The sequence below is a fragment of the Streptomyces purpurascens genome (assembly GCF_045040895.1).
Classification (GTDB): domain Bacteria; phylum Actinomycetota; class Actinomycetes; order Streptomycetales; family Streptomycetaceae; genus Streptomyces; species Streptomyces purpurascens.
In genome coordinates, this window is sequence record NZ_CP108341.1 from 4,269,446 (window position 1) to 4,290,097 (window position 20,652).

Genomic DNA, 20,652 nt, shown 5'->3' on the forward strand with positions numbered 1-20,652 from the left:
TTTCCTGTGCAGTGGAACGGAGCGGGCCGGACGTCGCGCTTCGGTACGTTGGCCGATTCCGGCCTCTCCTGAGCCGTCATGTGCGAACCGTGGTGCGTCGGCCGGTTTTTCCTCACCCCGGGGCTGACCCGCACCTACCGCCCTCACAGAAGAGTTCGGGAGCAGGCAACCGCCCACGACCAGTACGAGTGCAAGAACGTCGGCTGACACCAGGCCAAGTGACCTGCGAATTCACAGTGGCCGATTTTCAGTGTCCGAAAACCAACCCATCTGCGGCGTAAGGAAACTGATGGCCTACCGGCCAAGGAAAGGGGAGATGTCGTTCCGTATTTGCGAAGCTCAAAACAAGCTCAACAGACTATTGCAGGACAGCCGAAGGGGATACAGTCGCACCCGTTTCCAATCGAGAGCATGACAAGGGAGCTCCATGTTCACGCGTTCCGTCATACGTACCACCATCGTCGCCGCAGCCCTGGCCCTGACCGCCGTCACCGCTACAAGCGCTAGCGCTAACGCCGCCGCCAACTTAGGCGTCAAGGACCCGAAGATCGTCGAACTCAGAGACAGCAAGGGCCTCAAGATGATCGAAGGCGCTGGTGGCAAGGCGCTTCTGGAAGCCAACGCGCCTATGGCTGCGGCTGCCGCCAACGTTTGCGGCTCCGGCTACACCATCTCCGAGGGCGCTGCACGATACGGCACGAACGCCACCCTCTACCTGTGGTGGAACGGCAAGTACAGTGGCTCCAACAAGCTGTACGACAAGTACATCTGCGGTGTCCTCTTCAACGACACCGGCTCCGCGCGTTCCATGGGCATCCGCCTGAAGGACAACTTCACCGACACACCTCACACCGAGGACTTCGGTACGTACAGCACCTACGCCGGGCCCGTCTACCAGAAGCGCGGCGGCTGCGGCGAGGCGTACTCCTACATGAAGTCCGGGAGCCAGGTCGTCGTCGACAACACCTACAAGATGTCCGGATGCAACTGACCTCCATTCGTGGCGGGCTGCGTCGTATCGCGTACGGCGCAGCCATCGCCGCCACCATCCTCAGCGCCGCTGGATGCACCGCCAGTAAGACCGTTCCGGACAGGGCCACGGAATCTGTGACCGTCCCGCCGTCGTTGGTCCCGCCGTCGCCGGTGGTCGAACAGACCGGTGAACCCACGCATGATCCGACGCCGGTGATCAGTTACCTCGGTAAGACGAAGATCGTCACCTCGGACAATGTCGAAGTACGGGTCACGCCCGGCGAGTACGGGATCAATGTGGCCTGCAACGTCACCAATGACACGGGGAGAGCTCTCCGGTACCAGACGCAGATCACTGTCAGCTCCGAAGGCGTCTCATACAGCGCGGAATTCGACTTCGGTTCCATCTTGCCCGGAGCCGTCGGCCAGCAGTCCAAGGCCGTGGGATCCAACACCACTGAAGTGCGCCAGGAAGATATCAAGGTGTACATCGACTCCGTCATCACTTACTGACTTCGGAAGCGCGATGTCGTCTTGGTGCGAGCGCAAGTCCGGTTCCAGTGATGCAGCCGTCGAGGACTTGATGGCTGTACTGGAGTTGGCGTAGCCCGGCGCCTGATGGGGACGCCGGTTCTGGGACACGCCCGGTGGGTCCCGGGCGCCAGATGGGAGATGACGTTATGCGGCTGAGTGCAGGCATCCTGCGTGAGGGTTCGTCCGCTTGCTGACGGACCCTTTCGGCTCATTCGAGGGCGGTCGTTTCTGCAGGTGGGCAGGCTGGTCGCCCTGAACCGCCCCGCCCGCCGCACGGTCGCCGATCTGGACGGAGCGGACTTCTTCGACCACTCCGGCCTGCACCCCTTGGCTACGCCTCCTGCAACTCTCCCCGCCCACCGATCCGCTCTCTATCCGTCCCGCCCTCGGCGGCACTTTCAGGCGAGGTTGTTCCACCCGCCGGTGCTGGCGGCAAAGCCGCTGCTCGCCGCGGGCTGCATCTCGGTGATCACAGTTGACACCGAACGCCACAGCAGAATCAAACTAATGGTGCTATTTTCTTTAGCACCATGCTGCTAAAGCTGAACTCTTCAGACAACCGCCTCCTCCACGAGCAGGTGGCCGGTGCAATCCGACGCGCCATCACCGAAGGGGAGTGCGTGCCGGGTGACCGGCTTCCCCCTGCACGGGACCTCTCCCAAGTTCTGGGAGTGAACGTCAACACCGTCCTGCGCGGTCTTCGAGCGCTTCGCGACGAAGGGGTACTGGAGTTCCGGCGAGGCAGAGGCGTAACAGTGACCCACGGGGCGGCCGAGCGCTCTGCACTACTGGATCGCGTACGCGACCTCGTGGCCGATGCGGCGCACCTCGGATACAGCAAGAGCGACCTCATCGACATGATCAGGGAGATTCCGTGACCAACCATGCGGGCCGTAGGCGGCGTGGGGTGTCGCCGGCTGGGCCTCGGGGGTCTTCGTCCTGCTCGCCGCCCTGCCGCTGGCTGCCAGCAATCGATTACCGGACCGGCTGGCGACGCACTGGGACGCCGGCTCCGGCAAGCCCGACAGTTCCATGCCTCTGTGGGCCGCGTCGCTCTTCCCGGCGCTGATCTGGGGAGTGATGGCGACGACTGTGGCACTGGTGCTGTGGCGGGCCCGCGCCACTTCGAACAGTGGAGCACGGGGGTGGGTTGGCGCGACGCTGGGGTCCGGGGGCGTGCTGCTCCTGGGCGGACAGGCCGCTGTCGTTCGGGCGAATCTGGACCACTCGGACTGGCGCGAGGCGGACACGGTTACAGGCTGCCGGTGTCACAGCAGTGGCAGCCGTCGTGGCGGCACTGGGGGGGGCTTGATCGGGGCTGAGGCTGCGTTGCTGGCCGGGCCGTTCGCTCTTGCCTCTGTCTTGGTATTCGGCTTCGCGTCGGTGCAGGCACGGGTGACTGAGAGGGGTCTGGAGGTGGCCTTCGGGTCTCTGGGCTGGCCGGCCCGACGCTGGCCTACTGACGCCATTGCGGCTGCCCGCGTCGAGGCACGCACACCTGCCCAGGTCGGCGGCTGGGGATACCGACTGAGCGGGCTGGGCACCACGGTGATGCTCCGCAGTGGGGAGTGTCTGGTTATCCGCACCCACACTGGCAAGGACTTTGCCGTCAGCGTGGACGATGCTGAGCGCGGGGCTGCCCTCCTGGATTCCTTGAACACTCAACGTTCAAGTTGACGTGCGGGTGGTTCTAGCAGGGCGCCAGCCGCACCGGGCGGAGCGTTCCTTCCCGGTGAGGCCGCGGCGCCTGAACGCCGCCGCCAAACTGGTCCCACCCCAACGCAAGGCGGAGGCCGAAGAGGCCGCGCGGAAGGCCGAGAAGGCCCGGGAGAAGGCCAAGCGCGCCAAGAAGGCCCAGGCCGAAGGCAAGAAGAAGAGCCGGCGGAAGAAGCCCAAGAGGTAGGGACGATCGCCCTCCGCTCACGCATCGTGCACGCAAGCAGAGTCACGACGTCTCGGCCGTGTGACACGCCCCGCCCCGAGCAACAGAAAACCCCAGGTCACGGGCTATGTGACCTGGGGCCCAAGGGAGCCCCCTGTCGGATTCGAACCGACGACCTACGCATTACAAGTGCGTTGCTCTGGCCATCTGAGCTAAGGAGGCCCGTACGGGTGTGCACCCGCACGTGCCCGAGCAGTGTACCCAGGTCCCCGACGGGCCCCGTCGAAAATTTCCGCGAAGTTCACAGGCCCGGAGGTACTGACAGACCAGGTGAACGCCAGGTACGGTCCTGAGCCAGTTCACACGCGTGGACTACACCACAACGGAGTTCCCGTCGTGGCACCGCCTTCCTACTCGGATCGTCCGGCACGTTCCTGCCGGTAGAAGGGGTTCACTCATCATGGCCACTGTCTCGTTCGACAAGGCGACCCGGATCTACCCGGGCACCGACAAGCCCGCTGTTGACGCGCTGGAGATCGACATCGAGGACGGCGAGTTCCTCGTCCTCGTCGGCCCGTCCGGCTGCGGCAAGTCCACCTCGCTCCGCATGCTCGCGGGGCTCGAGGACGTCAACGCCGGCGCCATCCGCATCGGCGACCGCGACGTCACGCACCTGCCGCCGAAGGACCGGGACATCGCCATGGTGTTCCAGAACTACGCGCTCTACCCGCACATGACCGTCGCCGACAACATGGGCTTCGCGCTCAAGATCGCCGGCGTCAACAAGGCGGAGATCCGGCAGAAGGTCGAGGAGGCCGCGAAGATCCTCGACCTCACCGACTACCTGGACCGCAAGCCGAAGGCGCTCTCCGGCGGTCAGCGCCAGCGTGTCGCCATGGGCCGCGCCATCGTGCGTGAGCCGCAGGTGTTCCTCATGGACGAGCCGCTGTCCAACCTGGACGCCAAGCTCCGCGTCAGCACCCGTACGCAGATCGCGAGCCTGCAGCGCCGCCTCGGCATCACCACCGTCTACGTCACCCACGACCAGGTCGAGGCCATGACGATGGGCGACCGCGTGGCGGTCCTCAAGGACGGTCTGCTCCAGCAGATCGACACCCCGCGCAACATGTACGACAAGCCCGCCAACCTCTTCGTGGCCGGCTTCATCGGCTCCCCCGCGATGAACCTGGTCGAGGTGCCGATCACCGACGGCGGCGTGAAGTTCGGCAAGTCGGTCGTGCCGGTGCAGCGCGACGCGATCGCCGCCGCCACCGACAAGACCGTCACCGTCGGTGTCCGCCCCGAGCACTTCGACGTCTCGGACGCCGAGCAGGGCCTCGCGGTCACCGTGAACGTCGTCGAGGAGCTCGGCGCCGACGCCTACGTCTACGGCACCGCGAAGGTCGGCGACGACTCCAAGGACCTCGTCGTCCGCGTCAGCGGCCGTGACGTCCCGGAGAAGGGCAGCCAGCTGCACATCGTGCCCCGCTCCGGCGAGACCCACGTGTTCTCGACGTCGACCGGCGCGCGCCTGTCCGACTGACGGCAACCGCAAACACCCAACCCCGGGTAATTCACCCAGGTTGACGAAGAAGGCCCCGCAGAGCGCTGCGGGGCCTTTCTCGTTGTCGACAAATACCCCGGCAGACCGGACGTTTCGAGCAGTGTGCGTCAACCCCCTACCCAAAAATGGGCCCCTGCTCATCCCCCGAACCGGTGACTAAATGTCTACAAACCATTACCCCGCGCTACCCTCACACGCGTGAAGCACTCCACTACCCAACAGACGCGACGCGGCCGGGGCCCCGCCCGGCGAATCGGCCGCACCCTCGCTTTCGTCCTGCCCGTCGTCCTGGTGCTCTCCGGGACCCTCGCGGTGAGCCGAGTCAACTGGTCGGGGGGCTCCTCCGACCCGGTGCTCACCGCAGCGGACACCGCCATGTCCGCCGGCGCCCCGCGTGCCGCCAAGCGTGCCCCGCAGGACGTCCTGCGCGACAGGCTGCTGACCGAGCTGCAGGAGGAGAACCCGGGCGTCGCCCTCACCCACCTCCAGCAGGCCGTCGACGACCGCCCGTCGCTGGCCCGGCACTGCGCCTCCCTCGCCCGCGCCCTGGGCCAGGCCGCCGTCCGGGTCTACGGCCCGACGCGCGCCCAGTCCTACGCCCGCCCGGTCTGCGACACCGCCTTCGCCTCAGGCGTCGCCGCCGCACACAGCTGAGCGCACCGCCCTGCCACCGGGTGGGCAGTCCATAACGGCAGACGCCAGAACCTCTCGTCCGCCGCAATCCGCGGGCGGGACGCCCCGTACAGTTCGGTCTCATGAGCGATCCGAGCGCCGCGTCCCGCCCCGTTCAAGCCGTCGTTCTGGCCGGAGGCCAGGGCTCCCGGCTGCGTCCGTACACGGACGACCGGCCCAAGCCGATGGTCGAGATCCCTGGGACGGGGACGCCGATCATCGGCCATCAGCTGTCCTGGCTCGCCGAGGAGGGCGTGACGGACGTGGTGGTCTCCTGCGGCCACCTCGCCGAGGTACTGCAGACGTGGCTGGACACGGCCGATCTGCCCGTCTCCGTCACCACGGTCGTGGAGTCGGAGCCCCTCGGCCGCGGCGGCGGCCTCAAGTACGCCGCGGAGCGCCTTCCCCACCCGGACCAGCCCTGGTACGCCACGAACGGCGACATCTGGACCCGGTTCTCGCTGCGTGACATGGCCGACTTCCACGCCGAGCGGGACGCGATCGCGACACTCGCCCTGGCCCGGCCCCGCCTGCCGTGGGGCGCGGTGAAGACGGACGGCTTCGGCCACATCACCGACTTCATCGAGGCCCCGCCGTCGACCTTCGAGATCAACGCGGGCGTCTACGTCTTCTCCCCCGAGTTCACGGATCTGCTGCCGCAGCGGGGTGACCATGAGCGTACGACGTTCCCTCGCCTGGCCCGCGAGCAGCGGCTGGCCGGATTCACGATCCCTCAGGGGTCCTACTGGCGTGCCATCGACACGGCGAAGGACCTGACGGAGGCTGCGAAGGAACTGGCCGCTACGGGCCGTTGAGAGCGCGCACAGGAGAGGGGCCCCGCACCGTGACGGTGCGGGGCCCCTCTCCTGTTTCCTGCTTCGGTCGGCCGGCTAGCCCAGCAAGCCGCCCACCAGGCCCGGCTGGCCCGAGGAGGAGCCGTCGCCGGTGCCGCCGGTCGAGCCGGAGCCGCCCGTGTCGGAGCCGCCGGACGTGGGGCCGGAGGTCGTGCTCGGTGCCTCGTCGGCCGGGGAGGACTGCCGGGGCGGGGCCTGGCCCGCGCTGCCCTGGGTCTGGCTGGGCGAGCCGCCGGTGACGGTGCCGCTGCCCCGGGTGGCGTCCGGCCGGGTCGTGGTGCCCGCGCTGGGGCTGGCCGAGCCGGCCGTGGCGCCCTGGGTGGGCGACGTGGAGGCCGACGGGGTCCTCTTGTCCTGCCGCTTGCCGGGTTCGCCCGGGAGCGGGGAGCCCGGCAGCTCGTTGCGCGGGGCCTCGCCGGGGCCGGGGACGACGACCCGGTCGGCGTCGCGGACGGCGCCGCCCAGCAGCGAGCCGACGAGCAGGGTGAGTCCGGCGGTGATGGCGGTGACGAGGGCGCCGCGCCGCAGCACGTAGCTGCGCAGGTCCCAGATGTCGGCGCGGGGCCCGAGGCGGCGCCAGGCGCTGCCGGCCAGCCGGCCGTCGACGGAGTAGACGGGGGCGCCGGCGATGATCAGCGGGGACCAGGCGGCCAGGTAGATGATGTCGGGGGTCTCGTAGGCGGGGACGCTCTTCCAGCTGACGGTGACGAGCAGCGCGGCCGAGAGCAGGGCGCCGAAGGCGGCGGCGACACGCTGCCAGCAGCCAAGGACCGTCAGGACACCGACGATGACCTGGGCGAAGGCGATGACCAGCCCGGAGCCGACCGGGTGCTGCAGGGCGAACTGGCGCAGGGGCTCGGCGACTTCCCAGGGGTGCAGGGTGTTGAGCCACGTGACCATGGAGCCGCGCTTGCCGCCGTCGAAGTAGACGGGGTCGCACAGCTTGCCCATGCCGGCGTAGATGGAGATGAAGCCGAGGAACACGCGCAGCGGGAGCAGGACGACGCCGAGGTTCATCCGGCGGCCCGGATAGTAGGCGTGCCGCGCCGGGTCGTCGCCGTGACGCCTGGAGGCCCGCCCGGCCTCGTCCGTGTCGGCGGTGAGGTCCTCGAAGTCCTCTTCCGCGTAGGCGGGTTCGTCGTAGGCGCTGCCGACGGTGCGCATGGGGGGCAGCAGCCGGGTGCCGTCGGAGTGGGTGCGCTGGGGGCCGACGACGGGGGTCTCGACCGTCTGGTCGAGGTCGTCCTCGTATCCGGCGCCGTAGCCGTCGCCCTGGTATCCGGTGCCGCCGTAGCCCGTGTTCCCGTGGCCGGTGGCCGGGCGGGAGATGACCTGGGTGGCTCCGGCGTCGGAGGCGGGCTCCTCGGTGTGGCGGATGCTCTCGTGCCGCACGGCCTGGAGGAGCCGGTGGGCGCCGGTGTCGTCGGGCGCGGATCTGCCGCTCCAGACGACGGGCCGGCGGCGGGCGGTGGCCCCGTCCGCCCCGCCCCCGGCGGTGGCGACGGGGATGCGGGCGGTGTCCTCGCTGGCGGTCAGGTGCCGTGCGACCCGAGGGGACTGGACGCGACGCGTCGAGACGCCCAACTGCACGCGGAAACTCGCGTGATTGACGATGACCTGCGCCGGGTCGCTCGGCACCTTCACCATGCTCAGCGCGGGAGCGTCGTCGAGTCCCGACGAGCGGTCCCCCGTGGGAGTGCGGGGTGTTCTGGTGTCCACACTCATCTAACCGAGTGACGTCGCGATAGGACACTGCTTTGACCGGCCGGATCTGTCCGGACCCCGTCAAGCTTGTCCTTGTCGCCCCGACACCTCCGGAATTACCCCGTACGGGTGAAGTTCCGGATGCCTGTTCAGCGACGCCGGCGCGCCGCCTCGTACAGCACGATCCCCGCCGCCACACCGGCGTTGAGCGACTCGGTGCCGCCCGGCATGGGGATCCGCACCCGGTAGTCGCACGTCTCGCCGACCAGCCGGCCCAGTCCCTTGCCCTCGCTCCCGACGACGATGGCGACAGGCCCGCCCAGGGCCTCCAGCTCGCCGAGTTCGACCTCACCGTCCGCGGCGAGGCCGACGACCACGATGCCGGCCTTCTTGTACGCCTCCAGCGCGCGCGTCAGGTTGGTGACGCGGGCGACGGGCGTACGGGCGGCCGCGCCGGCGGACGTCTTCCAGGCACCCGCCGTCATCCCGGCGGCCCGCCGCTCGGGTACGACGACGCCGTGCCCGCCGAAGGCCGAGACGGACCGGACGACCGCGCCGAGGTTACGCGGGTCGGTCACACCGTCGAGCGCGACGATCAGCGGGTCCACGCCCTCGTCGGCGGCGGCGCGGGCGAGGTCCTCGGAGTGGGCGTACTCGTACGGCGGGACCTGGAGCACGAGCCCCTGGTGGTTCAGCCCGTTCGTCATCCGGTCGAGCTCGGGGCGCGGCGCCTCCATGAGGTTGATGCCCCCGCGCTCGGCGGCGAGCTGCAGGGCCTCGCGCACCCGCTCGTCGCTGTCGATGAACTGCTGCACGTACAGCGTGGAGGCCGGCACGCCCTCGCGCAGCGCCTCGACGACGGAGTTGCGCCCGACGACGAGTTCGGAGGTGCCCTTGGCGCGCGGGCCCTTGGTGCGGCTCTGGGCGCGGCGCGACTTGGCCTGTGCGGCGCGCTGCTTGGCGTGCCCCTTGCGCGCCTCGGCGGGCGGCGTCGGCCCCTTGCCTTCCAGGCCCCGGCGCCGCTTGCCGCCACTGCCGACCTGCGCGCCCTTCTTGCCGGACATGCGGCGGTTGTTCGCGGCCATGAGCTACCCGTCTCCGTGATGTGGTTCGTACGTACGTCTGCGTACGTCTGTTACGTCTCTGCAGTGTGCCGTCCGGAGGCCCGGGCGGCACAGTCGATCAGCCGTGGGCCTTGTCTCAGCGGGGGCCGAGGCTCCAGCGCGGACCCTGCGGGCTGTCCTCGATGACCAGGCCGGACTGCCCCAGCTGGTCGCGGATGGCGTCCGCGGTGGGCCAGTCCTTGCGGGCCCGGGCGGCCTCGCGCTGGTCGAGGACCATGCGCACCAGCGTGTCGACCACGCCGTGCAGGTCCTCGCCGCGGTCGCCCTCCCCGGCCCACTGGGGGTCGAGCGGGTCGAGGCCGAGGACGCCGAGCATCGCACGGACCTCGGCGAGCCGGGCCACGGCGGCTTCCTTGTCGTCGGCGGCCAGCGCGCTGTTGCCCTGCCGGACGGTGGTGTGCACCACGGCCAGCGCCTGGGGCACGCCCAGGTCGTCGTCCATGGCCTCGGCGAAGGCGAGCGGCACCTCGGCGGAGGGCTCGACGACGCCGGCCTTCTCCACCACGCGCTGCACGAAGCCCTCGATCCGCGCGAACGCCGACTCGGCCTCGCGCAGCGCCTCCTCGCTGTACTCGATCATCGAGCGGTAGTGCGGGGTGCCGAGGTAGTAGCGCAGCACGATGGGCCGCCAGCGCTTGACCATCTCGCTGACCAGGACCGAGTTGCCGAGCGACTTGGACATCTTCTCGCCGCTCATGGTGACCCAGGCGTTGTGCACCCAGTACCGCGCGAACGCGTCGCCGTAGGCCTTGGCCTGGGCGATCTCGTTCTCGTGGTGCGGGAAGACCAGGTCGAGGCCGCCGCCGTGGATGTCGAAGGCGGTGCCGAGGTACTTGTGCGCCATCGCCGAGCACTCCAGGTGCCAGCCCGGGCGGCCGCGGCCCCACGGCGTCTCCCAGCTGGGCTCGCCCGGCTTCGCCGCCTTCCACATGGCGAAGTCACGCGGGTCGCGCTTGCCGGTCTCGCCGGCGCCGGACGGCTGCTGGAGGTTGTCCAGCTCCTGGTTGGACAGCTCCAGGTAGCCCGGGAAGGAGCGCACGTCGAAGTAGACGTTGCCGTCGGCCTCGTAGGCGTGCCCGCGCTCGATGAGGCCGCGCATCATCTCGACCATCTCGGTGATGTGGCCGGTGGCACGCGGCTCGTAGGTCGGCGGGAGGCAGCCGAGGGCGTGGTAGCCGTCGTTGAACGCGCGCTCGTTCTCGTAACCGATGGACCACCAGGGGCGGTTCTGGTCGGCCGACTTGGCGATGATCTTGTCGTCGATGTCGGTGACGTTCCGCACGAACGTGACGTCGTAGCCGCGGTAGTCGAACCAGCGGCGCATGATGTCGAAGTTCAGGCCGGACCGGATGTGGCCGATGTGCGGGGCGGCCTGCACGGTGGCACCACACAGGTAGATCGAGACACAACCCGGCTGGAGCGGGGTGAAGTCACGGATCTGCCGGGCGCTGGTGTCGTACAGGCGAATAGTCACGACACCAGGGTAGTAGGCCGTGGGGCGTGCGTGGGGCAGTCCCTTGTTTGTCGGGGGCGGGTCGGTGGGGGCTTTCGCGCCCACGCGGCGGAGCCGCACATCAGACACAGCCCCGCGCCCTGACAGTCGGACCAGTCATCCCCGCTTCACGACCAGCGCCGTTGCCACCGCCATGAGGCCCTCGTCCCGTCCGGGGAAGCCGAGGCCGTCCGTGGTCGCGCCCGACACCGATACCGGTGCCCCGGCCGCCTCCGACAGGATCTTCTGCGCTTCGTCCCGCCTCTTGCCGATCTTCGGACGGGGACCCACGACCTGCACCGCGATGTTGCCGATGCGGAAGCCGGACTCGCGGACGATGCGGGCCGCCTCCGTCAGCAGGGCGACTCCCGACGCGCCGGACCACTCGGGGCGGCCGGTGCCGAAGTGCTGGCCGAGGTCGCCCAGGCCCGCCGCGGAGAAGAGCGCGTTGCAGGCGGCGTGGGCGACGACGTCCGCGTCGGAGTGGCCCGCGAGGCCCGGTCCCTGGCCCTCCCACTTCAGGCCGGCGCACCACAGCTCGCGGCCCTCCTCGAAGGCGTGGATGTCGGTGCCGATGCCGACCTGGGGAAGCGGGATCTCGTCAGAAGCCATCGTTGAGCCTCCTGCGGGCCAGGACCGCCTCCGCGAGGACCAGGTCCAGGGGCCGGGTGACCTTGAAGGCCTCCTCGTGCCCGGGCACGGCCACGACCGTGAGGCCGAGCTGCTCGACCATGCCGGCGTCGTCGGTGACCTCGCCGGTCACCGTCTCGTGCGCCCGGACCAGCGTGGCCCGGTCGAAGCCCTGCGGGGTCTGCACCGCGCGCAGCAGCGCGCGCTCCGGCGTGGCGACGACCGGCTCCGGCTCGCCGGGGGTCCCGGCGGGCTCGACCTGCTTGACGGTGTCGGCGAGCGGCAGCGCAGGGACCACGGCCGGGGCGCCGTCCCGTACGGCCTCGATCACGGCGTCGACGGTGTCCACCGGTACCAGCGGGCGGGCCGCGTCGTGCACCAGGACGATGTCGTGGCCGGACGGCAGCGCCTCCAGGCCGAGCTTCACGGACTCCTGGCGGGTCTGCCCGCCCGGGACGACGAGGAAGTCCGTCCGCTCGGGCAGCGCGTACGCGTCGAGCAGCGACCTGACCTCGGCGGCACCGTCGGGCGGGGCCACGACGACGACCAGGGAGACGGCACGGGAGGCGGCCAGCGCGCGGACCGCGTGGATGAGCATGGGGGTGCCGCTCAGTGCGCGGAGCGCCTTGGGGGCGCCCGGGCCGAGCCGTACACCGCGGCCGGCGGCCGGGATCACGGCCGCCGTACGGGCTGCCGCGGGGGCGGCCGGCGGCGAAGGGCGTGATTCGTCAGACATCGGTTCCTGTCAGGTTTGTGTGCTGGCCTGGCGTGGGTATGGCCTGGAGGAGTGCCGGGCGCGACGCGCTCGACCGGACCCTTCCGTGACGCTGGTCGAGCCGGCTGCCCGGGCCCGGCACGCCAAAGCAACCGGGTCGTGAGTGATAACACATCCCGGGGTGGCGGTGCACCGGCATCCGAGTACGAACATGCCGCAGCGCCCGGCGACAGGAAATTCGTCATCGGGCACCGCGGCATTTCGATGTGCAGCGTTGATCAGCAGAGTGCTGAGCGACGGGCTTCGCCTCAGGAGGCGAGTACCTCGTCGAGCAGGGCCTCGGCCTTGTCCTCGTTGGTGTTCTCCGCGAGGGCGAGTTCGCTCACCAGAATCTGGCGGGCCTTGGCGAGCATGCGCTTCTCGCCTGCGGAGAGTCCGCGCTCGCGCTCACGACGCCACAGGTCACGCACGACTTCCGCGACCTTGATGACATCGCCGGAGGCGAGCTTCTCCAGGTTTGCCTTGTATCGACGGGACCAGTTCGTGGGCTCCTCGGCGTACGGCGCGCGCAGCACCTCGAAGACCCGGTCCAGCCCGTCCTGACCGACCACATCACGCACGCCGACGAACTCCGCATTGTCCGCTGGCACACGTACCGTCAGGTCGCCCTGGGCGACCTTCAGCACCAAGTAGGTCTTGTCCACGCCTTTGATCTGGCGAGTTTCGATAGCCTCGATCAGCGCGGCCCCGTGATGGGGATAGACCACGGTGTCGCCAACCTTGAACGTCATGTGACAGGTACCCCTTCCGTGGCTATCCAGGGTAACACGGAAACTGCGGGTTCTGAATGGCGTTTTCGCAGGTCAGGGCATATCTCGGGGCTTGACAAGTCCAACAGGAACGTGCTTCGCCCAGGGGATGGAAGAAGGTATTCGCAGGTGAGAGCGGCTGTCCGGGGTGAGCGAAACGCGTACGTTACACGTATCCGAAGCCCCCTCCAGACGGCCGAACATCCCGATATGTCCCGTTCCGTATGATCGACTTCCGCTACTCCGTTCGGAGGCCCGAGCCGGGTTCCGGTCGAATCCGGAATTGATCACGAGACCTCCGGGCGGGCCGTGGGTGATCAATTCCGAGGCGGTCCGCGCATTCCTTCACGGAAATTTTGCGGTACCGCGCGGGACTCTTATGTGAATGCCGGACGAGCACTCCGGCAATGTGACCCAGGAGTCACATGTGATGCGGGAATCAGTTGTGACGCAGGTGGGATCAGAGGTACCGGGGGGTCGGGTGCGGCCGTGCGGGAACGGCTCGGTAACCTGAGGCCTGCTGACACACACTTAGGGCGGCTTTATCGGCCGCTCTGCTCGAGTCAAGGAGTTGCCGCCGCCGTGAGCAGCAGCCTTCGACGTGGCGCCCTCGCCGCTGCCGCCGTCGCGTTCTCGATCGCCTCGCTCGCCGCGTGCGGCGCCGGCAACAACGCCCAGACACTGGAGATCAAGCCGGACAACGCGGCGACCAGCGTCGGCGACATCAAGATCCAGAACGCCGTGGTGATCACCCAGCCGGACCTCGAGTCGACGGGCCCGGCCGCGATCTCCGCGACCTTCTTCAACTCCGGCAAGACCGCCGAGACGCTGGAGTCCATCACCATCCCCGGCACCGGCAAGACCGCCGAGCTCAAGCCCGCCAAGGGCGGCAGCCTCAGCATCCCCGCCGGCGGCTCGCTGATCCTCGGTGGCAAGGACAACGCCACCGCCAGCCTGCCGAGCAGCCGCGAGGCCGTCCAGGACGGCAACGCCCAGAAGGTCACCTTCACCTTCAGCAAGACCGGTGACGTGAGCCTGCGCGCGTTCGTCGTCCCCGCCAAGCACTACTTCACCGAGTGGGGCCCGACCGAGGTCCCGGCCGCGCCGGGCGCGTCGGGCGCCCCGTCCGGTTCGCCGTCGGGTTCGCCGGCCGGTTCTCCGGCCGAGGGCGAGTCGGGCGCGCCGGAGAGCCCCGCCGGCGGTGAGACCCCGGGCGGTCACGAGTCGCCGGCCACGCCGACCGACGCGGCTTCGGCGAGCGCGACGGGCGGCGCGGGCGCCGGGCACTGAGCGGCCGCGGCAGTCGTGGAAGGGGCGGGACCTCCTGGAGGTCCCGCCCCTTCTGTTTCCGTCGCCGGCGTGCGGCTTACGGCTCGAACTTGTAGCCCAGGCCGCGGACCGTCACCAGGTAGCGCGGGGCGCCCGGGTCCGGCTCGATCTTGGCGCGCAGGCGCTTGACGTGGACGTCGAGGGTCTTGGTGTCACCGACGTAGTCGGCGCCCCAGACCCGGTCGATGAGCTGCATGCGGGTCAGGACGCGCCCGGCGTTGCGCAGCAGCATCTCCAGCAGGTCGAACTCCTTGAGCGGCAGGTCGATCTTGGTGCCGCCGACGGTGACCACGTGCCGGTCGACGTCCATGCGGACCGGACCGGCCTCCAGGGCCGCCGGGGTGACCTCCTCGGGCTCGCCGCGGCGGCGCAGTACGGCACGGATACGCGCGACCAGTTCGCGCGAGGAGAACGGCTTGGTGACATAGTCGTCGGCTCCTATCTCCAGGCCGACGACCTTGTCGATCTCGCTGTCCTTGGCGGTCACCATGATGACGGGGACGTTGGAGCGGCCGCGCAGCTGGCGGCACACCTCGGTGCCCGGCAGGCCGGGCAGCATCAGGTCGAGGAGGACGAGGTCGGCGCCGTTGCGCTCGAACTCGTCGAGTCCGTCGGGGCCCGTGGTCGCGACCGCGACCTCGAAGCCCTCCTTGCGGAGCATGTACGACAGGGCGTCGGAGAAGGACTCCTCGTCCTCGACGACGAGCACTCGGGTCACGGAAGGACCTCCGGGGCAGGAAGCGTTTCGTACGCGGTTGATTCGGGGGATGTGGGGGTGGACCGCCCGGCCTCCTCGTCGAGGCCCGCGCCTCCTGCGCGTTCATCTCGGGCGGGCTGCTGATGTGCGCGGTCGCGGACCGCACCGGCCTCCGGCAGCCGCAGGGTGAAGGTGGAGCCCTGGTTCTCGGCGCTCCACACGGAGACCTCCCCGCCGTGCGAGGCGGCCACATGCTTCACGATCGCCAGCCCCAGTCCCGTACCGCCGGTGGCACGGGAGCGAGCGGGGTCGACGCGGTAGAAGCGCTCGAAGATGCGCTCCTTGTCCTTGTCGGAGATGCCGATGCCCTGGTCGGTGACGGCGATCTCGATGTGTTCCCCGCCGGACGCGTTCACCCTGCGGGCGGCTATGCCGACGCGGGTACGGGCGGGCGAGTAGTTGACCGCGTTCTCGACGAGGTTGCCGAGGGCGGCGGCGAGCTGGCCGCGGTTTCCCCATACGCGCAGGTCGGCGGTGCCGCCCGCAGCCATGTTGATCTGTTTGGTGCCGGCCTGGTGCCGGCAGCGGTCGATGGCCTCGGCGACGAGTTCGTCGACGCGGACCGGCTCGGCGTCCTCCAGCGGGTCGTCGTTCTGCACCCGCGACAGGTCGATGAGCTCCTGCACCAGGCTGGTCAGCCGGGTGGCCTCGATCTGCATGCGTCCGGCGAACCGCTCCACGGCCTCGGGGTCGTCGGAGGCGTCCATGACGGCCTCGGAGAGCAGGGAGAGGGCGCCGACCGGGGTCTTCAGCTCGTGACTCACGTTGGCGACGAAGTCGCGCCGGACCGCCTCGATCCGGCGGGCCTCGGTGAGGTCCTCGACGAGCAGCAGCACCAGCCGGGAGCCGAGCGGCGCGACCCGCGCGGAGACGGCCAGGGCCTCACCGCGTCCGGTACCGCGCCTCGGCAGGTCCAGCTCCACCTGGCGTATCTCCCCGTCGCGCCTGGTGTCCCGGGCCATCTGCAGCATCGGCTCGACGGCGAGCTTGCCGCCGCGGACCAGCCCGAGGGCGTACGCCGCCGAGCTCGCCTTGACCACGGCGTCCGCCTCGTCGAGCACGACGGCGGAGGACCTGAGGACCGACAGGACGGTGTCCACGCCCGGCGGAAGCACCGGGTCCGTGTGCAGGGAGGTACGCGTGGGGCGCTTCTGCTCGCGCTCGCTCCACCGGAACGCCAGCATGGCGATGACACCGGTGAGTACTCCGGCGATCGCTGCCACTGCGGCGACCGCCGCGTTCACGTCCATGCACCCAGGTTAGGCATGGCTCGGGCACGGGCCACAGCCGTCGGACTGCGACCTCGAACACTCGTCGCCCAGAGTTCACCTTGGAGCCAGTATTGGTTCATTTGGGATGACGGAAACGGACGCGTACAGGCCGGAACGTGGGAGCGTGGGGTTCGGACCGTTGGTAATACGACGGTCGTACCGCCGGTTGTTCGGTGGGTCCCGGCCTGTTCGCTGGGCCCCGGCCCTTGAACCCCCGACACAGACGCACGAGAGGGAAGCCTGATGCGGGACGCGTACCACGAGGAACTGGACTCGATCAGCGACAGTCTGGTGGAAATGGCCCGGCTGGTCGGATCGGCGATCGGGCGCGCCACCACCGCCATGCTCGACTCCGACCTGAAGCTGGCCGAGAACGTGATCGAGGCCGACCAGAAGGTCGACGAGCTGCAGCACGACCTGGAGGCCCGGGCCATAGCCCTGCTGGCGCGGCAGCAGCCGGTGGCGACGGACCTGCGCATCGTCGTCACGTCGCTGCGCATGTCGGCCGACCTGGAGCGCTCGGGCGACCTCGCCCAGCACGTGGCGAAGCTCGCGCGGCTGCGCTACCCGGACCGCGCGGTCCCGAGCGACCTGCACGCCACCATCCTGGAGATGGGCCAGCTCGCCCAGCGCCTGATGGCCAAGGCCGCCGAGGTGATCATCACCAAGGACGTCGACCTGGCACTCCAGCTGGAGCAGGACGACGACGAGATGGACCTGCTGCACCGCACCCTCTTCCAGCACCTGATGGACGACCGCTGGAAGCACGGCATCGAGACGGCCGTGGACGTCACGCTGCTGGGCCGTTACTACGAGCGGTTCGCCGACCACGCGGTCTCGGTCGCCAAGCGCGTGGTGTACCTGGTGACGGGCGAGCACGCCGACGAGCTCCAGACGGACGTGCAGCCGGAGATCCAGGCGGTGTCGGAGGCGGAGAGCGCCTGAGCGGGGAGTGGGTCGGGATCGGCTGAGGCCGGGCTGGGGGCGGGTGAGGATCGGCCGGGGCGCGCGCAAGCCTCAGTGCGCCGTTGATGCGCCCAGCGGAACGGGCATCCAATGGGCACAGGCACCAGCCTCAAGGAGGAACCCATGGCCGATTCCCCCAGCACCACGCCCGACCCCACGCAGGAGCGCGAGACCGAGCAGCCCGCCGAGATCAGGAACCTGACCCTGATCGCCGCGTGCGGCTGCGGCTCGGGCTGCGGCTGCGGGTGTCAGTCGGGCAGCCCCTGCCAGTGCGGCTGACGCCGGCACATGTTCGTACGACCTGTAGGGCTCCGGCGGTCGCCGGGGCCCTGCGGCGTTTCCATCACGGTCGGCCACGGGGTCGCCGCCCTGTCCGTACAGGCGGAGCATGGAAGGGGAAGGTACGTACCGAAGGAGGCGCGTGGCCATGGCGAAGTTCATGGATGTCCACCACAGCATGAAGGGCATTACGGAAGAGCAACTGCGCGAGGCTCACAACGCGGACCTCGCGATAGAGGGGGACGAGCGCGTCCACTTCGAGGCGGCCTGGGCGGACCCGGAGTCCGGCCTGGTGTACTGCCTTTCCGAGGCGCCCTCGGCCGAAGCCATCCAGCGCATTCACGAGCGCGCCGGGCACAAGGCCGACGAGATCCATCCGGTGCCGCTGTCGGTCTAGTGAGGTCGGGTGGGTGATCGGCGGCAGAGCTCGGTCTCGACGGCGGCGTCCTCCAGCCGCTGCTCCCCCCAGTCGCCGTTGCGGTTCATCGTCATGACCTGCCGTCCGTCCGCCGAGGCGAGGGCCCGGGTCGCGGAGCCGGGGATCATGCCGCCGTGGCCCCAGGCCCAGCAGCCCTCCGCGAGCCTGAAGTGCCGTAGGCCGAGGCCGTAGACGTCCTGCGGACCGCCGTGTCCCTTGTCCCCGTCGACGGGGACGGCGTCGAGCAGTTGCCGCTGCTGTGCGGGCGGCAGCAGCTCACCGGCCAGCAGCTTGGACAGAAAGGTGTTCACATCGCCGACGGTCGAGATCATCTGCCCCGCGGAGAAGGCGACCGTGGGGCTGAACTCGGTGACGTCGCGCACCTTCGCCTCCGGCCCGTCCTCGAAGAGCGTGGAGTAGTGCCGGGCGTGAGGTGAGGGCAGTCGGGGCGAGCTGCCCGGGACGCTCGTGCCGCGCAGGCCGAGGGGCCGTATGACGAGGCGCTCGACCGCGTGCGCGTAACCGCGGCCGGTGGCCTTCTCCACGACCATGCCGGCGAGGACGTAGTTGGTGTCCGAGTAGTCCCACTTGCCGGGTCGGCCGGGCCTGCTGCCCTGCTCCGGCTGGAAGTTCGGCGGGTGGGCGAGGGCGATGTCCACCAGGTCCTCCGGGGACCACTCGACGTGCCGGTTGCGGTCGAACTCGTCGCCCGCGTACTTGGCCCGGAAGCCGGCGTCCATGTTGTAGTCGAAGATCCCGCTCGTGTGGTTGAGCAGGTGCCGCACGGTGATGTGCCGGGGCCGGTAGCCCTTGCCGCGCACCACCCCCGGCAGCCACGTGGCCACGCTGTCGTCCAGCGACAGCTTCCCCTCGGCTTCGAGCTTCAGGAGCACGGTGGCGGTGAAGGTCTTGGTCACGCTGGCGATACGGAACCTGTCGTGGGTGCTGCGCGGCAGCTCGGACCCGAGCTTTCGGACACCGGCCCGGCCGTCCCACACGCCGTGCCGGTCGCGCACCTGGGCGATGACGCCGGGGGTGCCCCGGGCGACGATCTCGTTCAGTACGGCCTGGGTCTTCTGATGTGCGGCATGAGTCCTCTGATGTGCGGTCTGGGTCTTGTGATGTGCTGCCTGGCCGCCCTTCGCCGGTAATCGGGGCGGAGGGGGGTGGGAGGGACCGGCCAGGGCGGTGGTGGCGACGGCGAGCGCGGCAAGGGCGGCGAGGGCGTTGAGGCGGAGAGGCGACGACTTCCGCTGTCCGTGGTGGGCCATGGAAACAGCTCATCAAGCGCCGTATCCGTAGACCATCGGGAACATCCCGGAACGGGATCAGGGGCCGGAGGCGGAACCCTCCGGGACCTGCCCTAGGGCCTCGGCAGCGGGCTCCCCCTGCTTCTCCTCCGTCGGCTCTTCCGGGAGTCGCCGCATCAACGCCCCGTATCCCAGCCCGGCCACCGTCCCGACCACCGCGCACAGCCCCCACAGCCACTCCGCCCCGACCCGGTCGATGACGAAGCCGGACAGCAGCGGGGCGACGAGGGCGGCGACGGACCAGGACATCGTGTACATGCCCTGGTAGCGGCCGCGTCCGTGCAGCGGGGACAGCCGGACGACCAGGCCGGTCTGCGTCGGGGCGTTGACGATCTCGGCCAGCGTCCACACGCACACCGTGAGGGCGATGACGCCGACCGACCCGGCGAAGGCGGTCAGCCCGAAGCCGTACCCCGCGAGGAGCGAGGAGAGGACGAGCAGCCGGCGGGGGTCGCGGTGCTCGATGAACCGGGTGACGGGGATCTGCAGGACGACGATCAGTACGCCGTTGACGGCGATCGCCATGCCGTACTCGGCCGGCGTGAACCCGGCCTCACCCATCGCCACAGGCAGCCCCACCGACCCCTGCTGGAAGATCAGCGCGACGAGGAAGGACAGCCCGACGACGCTCATGAAGCGCTTGTCGCGCAGCACGGTGCCGAGGCTGACGGAGTCGTCCCGGACCGCCTTCGCACTCCCCGTCTCGGCCGTCTCGGCCGGCTTCGATTCCGGCAGCCTCAGGAAGACGAGGATCGCGCAGGCCATCGTCATACAGGCCTCGATCAGGAACCCGGCGCGGTAGCTGACCTCGGCGATGAACCCCGCGGCCATGGAGGAGACGGCGAAGCCGAGGTTGATGGCCCAGTAGTTCAGGGAGAAGGCGCGGATCCGGTCCTCGGGCCGGACGATGTCCGCCATCATCGCCTGCACGGCCGGCCGGGAGGCGTTGCTCGCCATGCCGACGAGGAAGGCGACACCGGCGATCGCGACCGGGTCGCGCACGAATCCGAGGAGCGCGACGGACAGGGCGGTCGAGGCCTGGGCGATGAGGAGCGTCGGCCGCCGGCCCAGCCGGTCGGTCATCACCCCGCCGCCCAGCGAGGAGATCACTCCGCCGAGCCCGTGCAGGGCGGCGACCAGACCGGCGTACGTGGCGGAGTAGCCGCGGTCGAGCGTCAGGTACAGCGCCATGAAGGTGGCGACGAAGGCGCCGAGCCGGTTGACCAGCGTGCTGGTCCACAGCCACCAGAACTCGCGGGGCAGCCCCGAGACGGTCTCCTGGACAGCACGTCTGGCGCGGACGGCGTACGGCATGGACTCCCCCGGGGCGTAAGTGGCACACGCAGGAGTCACACGTTACGAGCGGCTGT

At 69.6% G+C, this 20,652-nt stretch carries 22 protein-coding genes and 1 tRNA gene; 12 read left to right on the plus strand and 11 right to left on the minus strand.

What is annotated here, in order from left to right:
• The first annotated feature begins 427 nt into the window (after window positions 1-427).
• The 5 genes from OHU35_RS19330 to OHU35_RS19350 all read left to right on the plus strand — a co-directional run bounded on the left by OHU35_RS19330 (window position 428) and on the right by OHU35_RS19350 (window position 3,409).
• Window positions 428-991 (plus strand): hypothetical protein, encoded by a 564-nt coding sequence (locus OHU35_RS19330; RefSeq protein WP_405506150.1) that lies wholly within the window; start codon window positions 428-430, stop codon window positions 989-991.
• On the plus strand, window positions 982-1,485 hold the full coding sequence (locus OHU35_RS19335; protein WP_189729349.1) for a hypothetical protein: 504 nt from the start codon (window positions 982-984) through the stop codon (window positions 1,483-1,485). The genes OHU35_RS19330 and OHU35_RS19335 overlap by 10 nt, the downstream gene beginning before the upstream one ends.
• Window positions 1,486-2,036: 551 nt before the next feature.
• Window positions 2,037-2,384, plus strand: coding sequence for a GntR family transcriptional regulator (locus tag OHU35_RS19340; protein WP_189729351.1), 348 nt, complete (start codon window positions 2,037-2,039; stop codon window positions 2,382-2,384).
• Between the two features lie 61 nt (window positions 2,385-2,445).
• Window positions 2,446-3,183, plus strand: a complete 738-nt coding sequence (locus OHU35_RS19345) for a DUF1648 domain-containing protein (protein WP_405509278.1) — start codon at window positions 2,446-2,448, stop codon at window positions 3,181-3,183.
• Window positions 3,184-3,238: 55 nt separating this feature from the next.
• On the plus strand, window positions 3,239-3,409 hold the full coding sequence (locus tag OHU35_RS19350) for a hypothetical protein (RefSeq protein WP_189729353.1): 171 nt from the start codon (window positions 3,239-3,241) through the stop codon (window positions 3,407-3,409).
• A 127-nt stretch (window positions 3,410-3,536) separates the two neighbouring features.
• Here OHU35_RS19350 and OHU35_RS19355 read toward each other — a convergent pair.
• A tRNA-Thr gene (locus OHU35_RS19355) sits at window positions 3,537-3,610 on the minus strand.
• Between the two features lie 238 nt (window positions 3,611-3,848).
• On the opposite strand from OHU35_RS19355, the gene OHU35_RS19360 reads away from it, so the two are divergent.
• The 3 genes from OHU35_RS19360 to OHU35_RS19370 all read left to right on the plus strand — a co-directional run bounded on the left by OHU35_RS19360 (window position 3,849) and on the right by OHU35_RS19370 (window position 6,439).
• A complete protein-coding gene (locus OHU35_RS19360; RefSeq protein WP_189729401.1) occupies window positions 3,849-4,931 on the plus strand; it encodes an ABC transporter ATP-binding protein in 1,083 nt (360 codons plus the stop codon).
• Between the two features lie 219 nt (window positions 4,932-5,150).
• Window positions 5,151-5,606 (plus strand): hypothetical protein, encoded by a 456-nt coding sequence (locus tag OHU35_RS19365; RefSeq protein WP_189729403.1) that lies wholly within the window; start codon window positions 5,151-5,153, stop codon window positions 5,604-5,606.
• 101 nt (window positions 5,607-5,707) lie between these two features.
• The gene (locus OHU35_RS19370) at window positions 5,708-6,439 is read left to right on the plus strand and encodes a nucleotidyltransferase family protein (RefSeq protein ID WP_189729405.1); all 732 of its coding nucleotides are present in this window, start codon (window positions 5,708-5,710) and stop codon (window positions 6,437-6,439) included.
• 75 nt (window positions 6,440-6,514) lie between these two features.
• On the opposite strand, the gene OHU35_RS19375 is transcribed toward OHU35_RS19370, so the two are convergent.
• The 6 genes from OHU35_RS19375 to OHU35_RS19400 all read right to left on the minus strand — a co-directional run bounded on the left by OHU35_RS19375 (window position 6,515) and on the right by OHU35_RS19400 (window position 12,934).
• Window positions 6,515-8,203 (minus strand): DoxX family protein, encoded by a 1,689-nt coding sequence (locus OHU35_RS19375; RefSeq protein ID WP_189729407.1) that lies wholly within the window; start codon window positions 8,201-8,203, stop codon window positions 6,515-6,517.
• Window positions 8,204-8,331: 128 nt separating this feature from the next.
• Window positions 8,332-9,267 carry a 23S rRNA (guanosine(2251)-2'-O)-methyltransferase RlmB gene (gene rlmB, locus OHU35_RS19380; protein WP_189729409.1) on the minus strand — a complete coding sequence of 312 codons (936 nt, stop codon included), beginning with the start codon at window positions 9,265-9,267 and terminating at the stop codon, window positions 8,332-8,334.
• A gap of 115 nt (window positions 9,268-9,382) precedes the next feature.
• Entirely contained in the window at window positions 9,383-10,780 is a 1,398-nt protein-coding gene (cysS, locus tag OHU35_RS19385) for a cysteine--tRNA ligase (protein ID WP_189729411.1), read from the minus strand.
• 135 nt (window positions 10,781-10,915) lie between these two features.
• Window positions 10,916-11,410 carry a 2-C-methyl-D-erythritol 2,4-cyclodiphosphate synthase gene (gene ispF, locus OHU35_RS19390; RefSeq protein ID WP_359893214.1) on the minus strand — a complete coding sequence of 165 codons (495 nt, stop codon included), beginning with the start codon at window positions 11,408-11,410 and terminating at the stop codon, window positions 10,916-10,918.
• Window positions 11,400-12,164 (minus strand): 2-C-methyl-D-erythritol 4-phosphate cytidylyltransferase, encoded by a 765-nt coding sequence (gene ispD / locus OHU35_RS19395; protein ID WP_189729414.1) that lies wholly within the window; start codon window positions 12,162-12,164, stop codon window positions 11,400-11,402. The genes ispF and ispD overlap by 11 nt, the downstream gene beginning before the upstream one ends.
• 287 nt (window positions 12,165-12,451) lie before the next feature.
• A complete protein-coding gene (locus OHU35_RS19400) occupies window positions 12,452-12,934 on the minus strand; it encodes a CarD family transcriptional regulator (RefSeq protein WP_003953493.1) in 483 nt (160 codons plus the stop codon).
• Between the two features lie 600 nt (window positions 12,935-13,534).
• On the opposite strand from OHU35_RS19400, the gene OHU35_RS19405 reads away from it, so the two are divergent.
• Window positions 13,535-14,242, plus strand: coding sequence for a DUF461 domain-containing protein (locus OHU35_RS19405; protein ID WP_189729415.1), 708 nt, complete (start codon window positions 13,535-13,537; stop codon window positions 14,240-14,242).
• Between the two features lie 76 nt (window positions 14,243-14,318).
• On the opposite strand, the gene OHU35_RS19410 is transcribed toward OHU35_RS19405, so the two are convergent.
• Window positions 14,319-14,999: a response regulator transcription factor gene (locus OHU35_RS19410; RefSeq protein ID WP_030243122.1), complete on the minus strand. Its 681-nt coding sequence runs from the start codon at window positions 14,997-14,999 to the stop codon at window positions 14,319-14,321.
• Window positions 14,996-16,288, minus strand: a complete 1,293-nt coding sequence (locus OHU35_RS19415; RefSeq protein WP_189729416.1) for a cell wall metabolism sensor histidine kinase WalK — start codon at window positions 16,286-16,288, stop codon at window positions 14,996-14,998. Before OHU35_RS19415 ends, OHU35_RS19410 begins: the two co-directional genes overlap by 4 nt.
• A gap of 264 nt (window positions 16,289-16,552) precedes the next feature.
• On the opposite strand from OHU35_RS19415, the gene phoU reads away from it, so the two are divergent.
• The 3 genes from phoU to OHU35_RS19430 all read left to right on the plus strand — a co-directional run bounded on the left by phoU (window position 16,553) and on the right by OHU35_RS19430 (window position 17,951).
• Window positions 16,553-17,254: a phosphate signaling complex protein PhoU gene (phoU, locus tag OHU35_RS19420; RefSeq protein ID WP_189729417.1), complete on the plus strand. Its 702-nt coding sequence runs from the start codon at window positions 16,553-16,555 to the stop codon at window positions 17,252-17,254.
• Between the two features lie 144 nt (window positions 17,255-17,398).
• Window positions 17,399-17,554 (plus strand): hypothetical protein, encoded by a 156-nt coding sequence (locus OHU35_RS19425; RefSeq protein ID WP_184599362.1) that lies wholly within the window; start codon window positions 17,399-17,401, stop codon window positions 17,552-17,554.
• A 148-nt stretch (window positions 17,555-17,702) separates the two neighbouring features.
• Window positions 17,703-17,951 (plus strand): SCO4226 family nickel-binding protein, encoded by a 249-nt coding sequence (locus OHU35_RS19430; protein WP_189729418.1) that lies wholly within the window; start codon window positions 17,703-17,705, stop codon window positions 17,949-17,951.
• Here OHU35_RS19430 and OHU35_RS19435 read toward each other — a convergent pair.
• Window positions 17,948-19,243, minus strand: coding sequence for a serine hydrolase (locus tag OHU35_RS19435; protein WP_229873370.1), 1,296 nt, complete (start codon window positions 19,241-19,243; stop codon window positions 17,948-17,950). The genes OHU35_RS19430 and OHU35_RS19435 overlap by 4 nt on opposite strands.
• Before the next feature lie 57 nt (window positions 19,244-19,300).
• Window positions 19,301-20,596 (minus strand): MFS transporter, encoded by a 1,296-nt coding sequence (locus OHU35_RS19440; protein WP_189729419.1) that lies wholly within the window; start codon window positions 20,594-20,596, stop codon window positions 19,301-19,303.
• Window positions 20,597-20,652 lie beyond the last annotated feature (56 nt).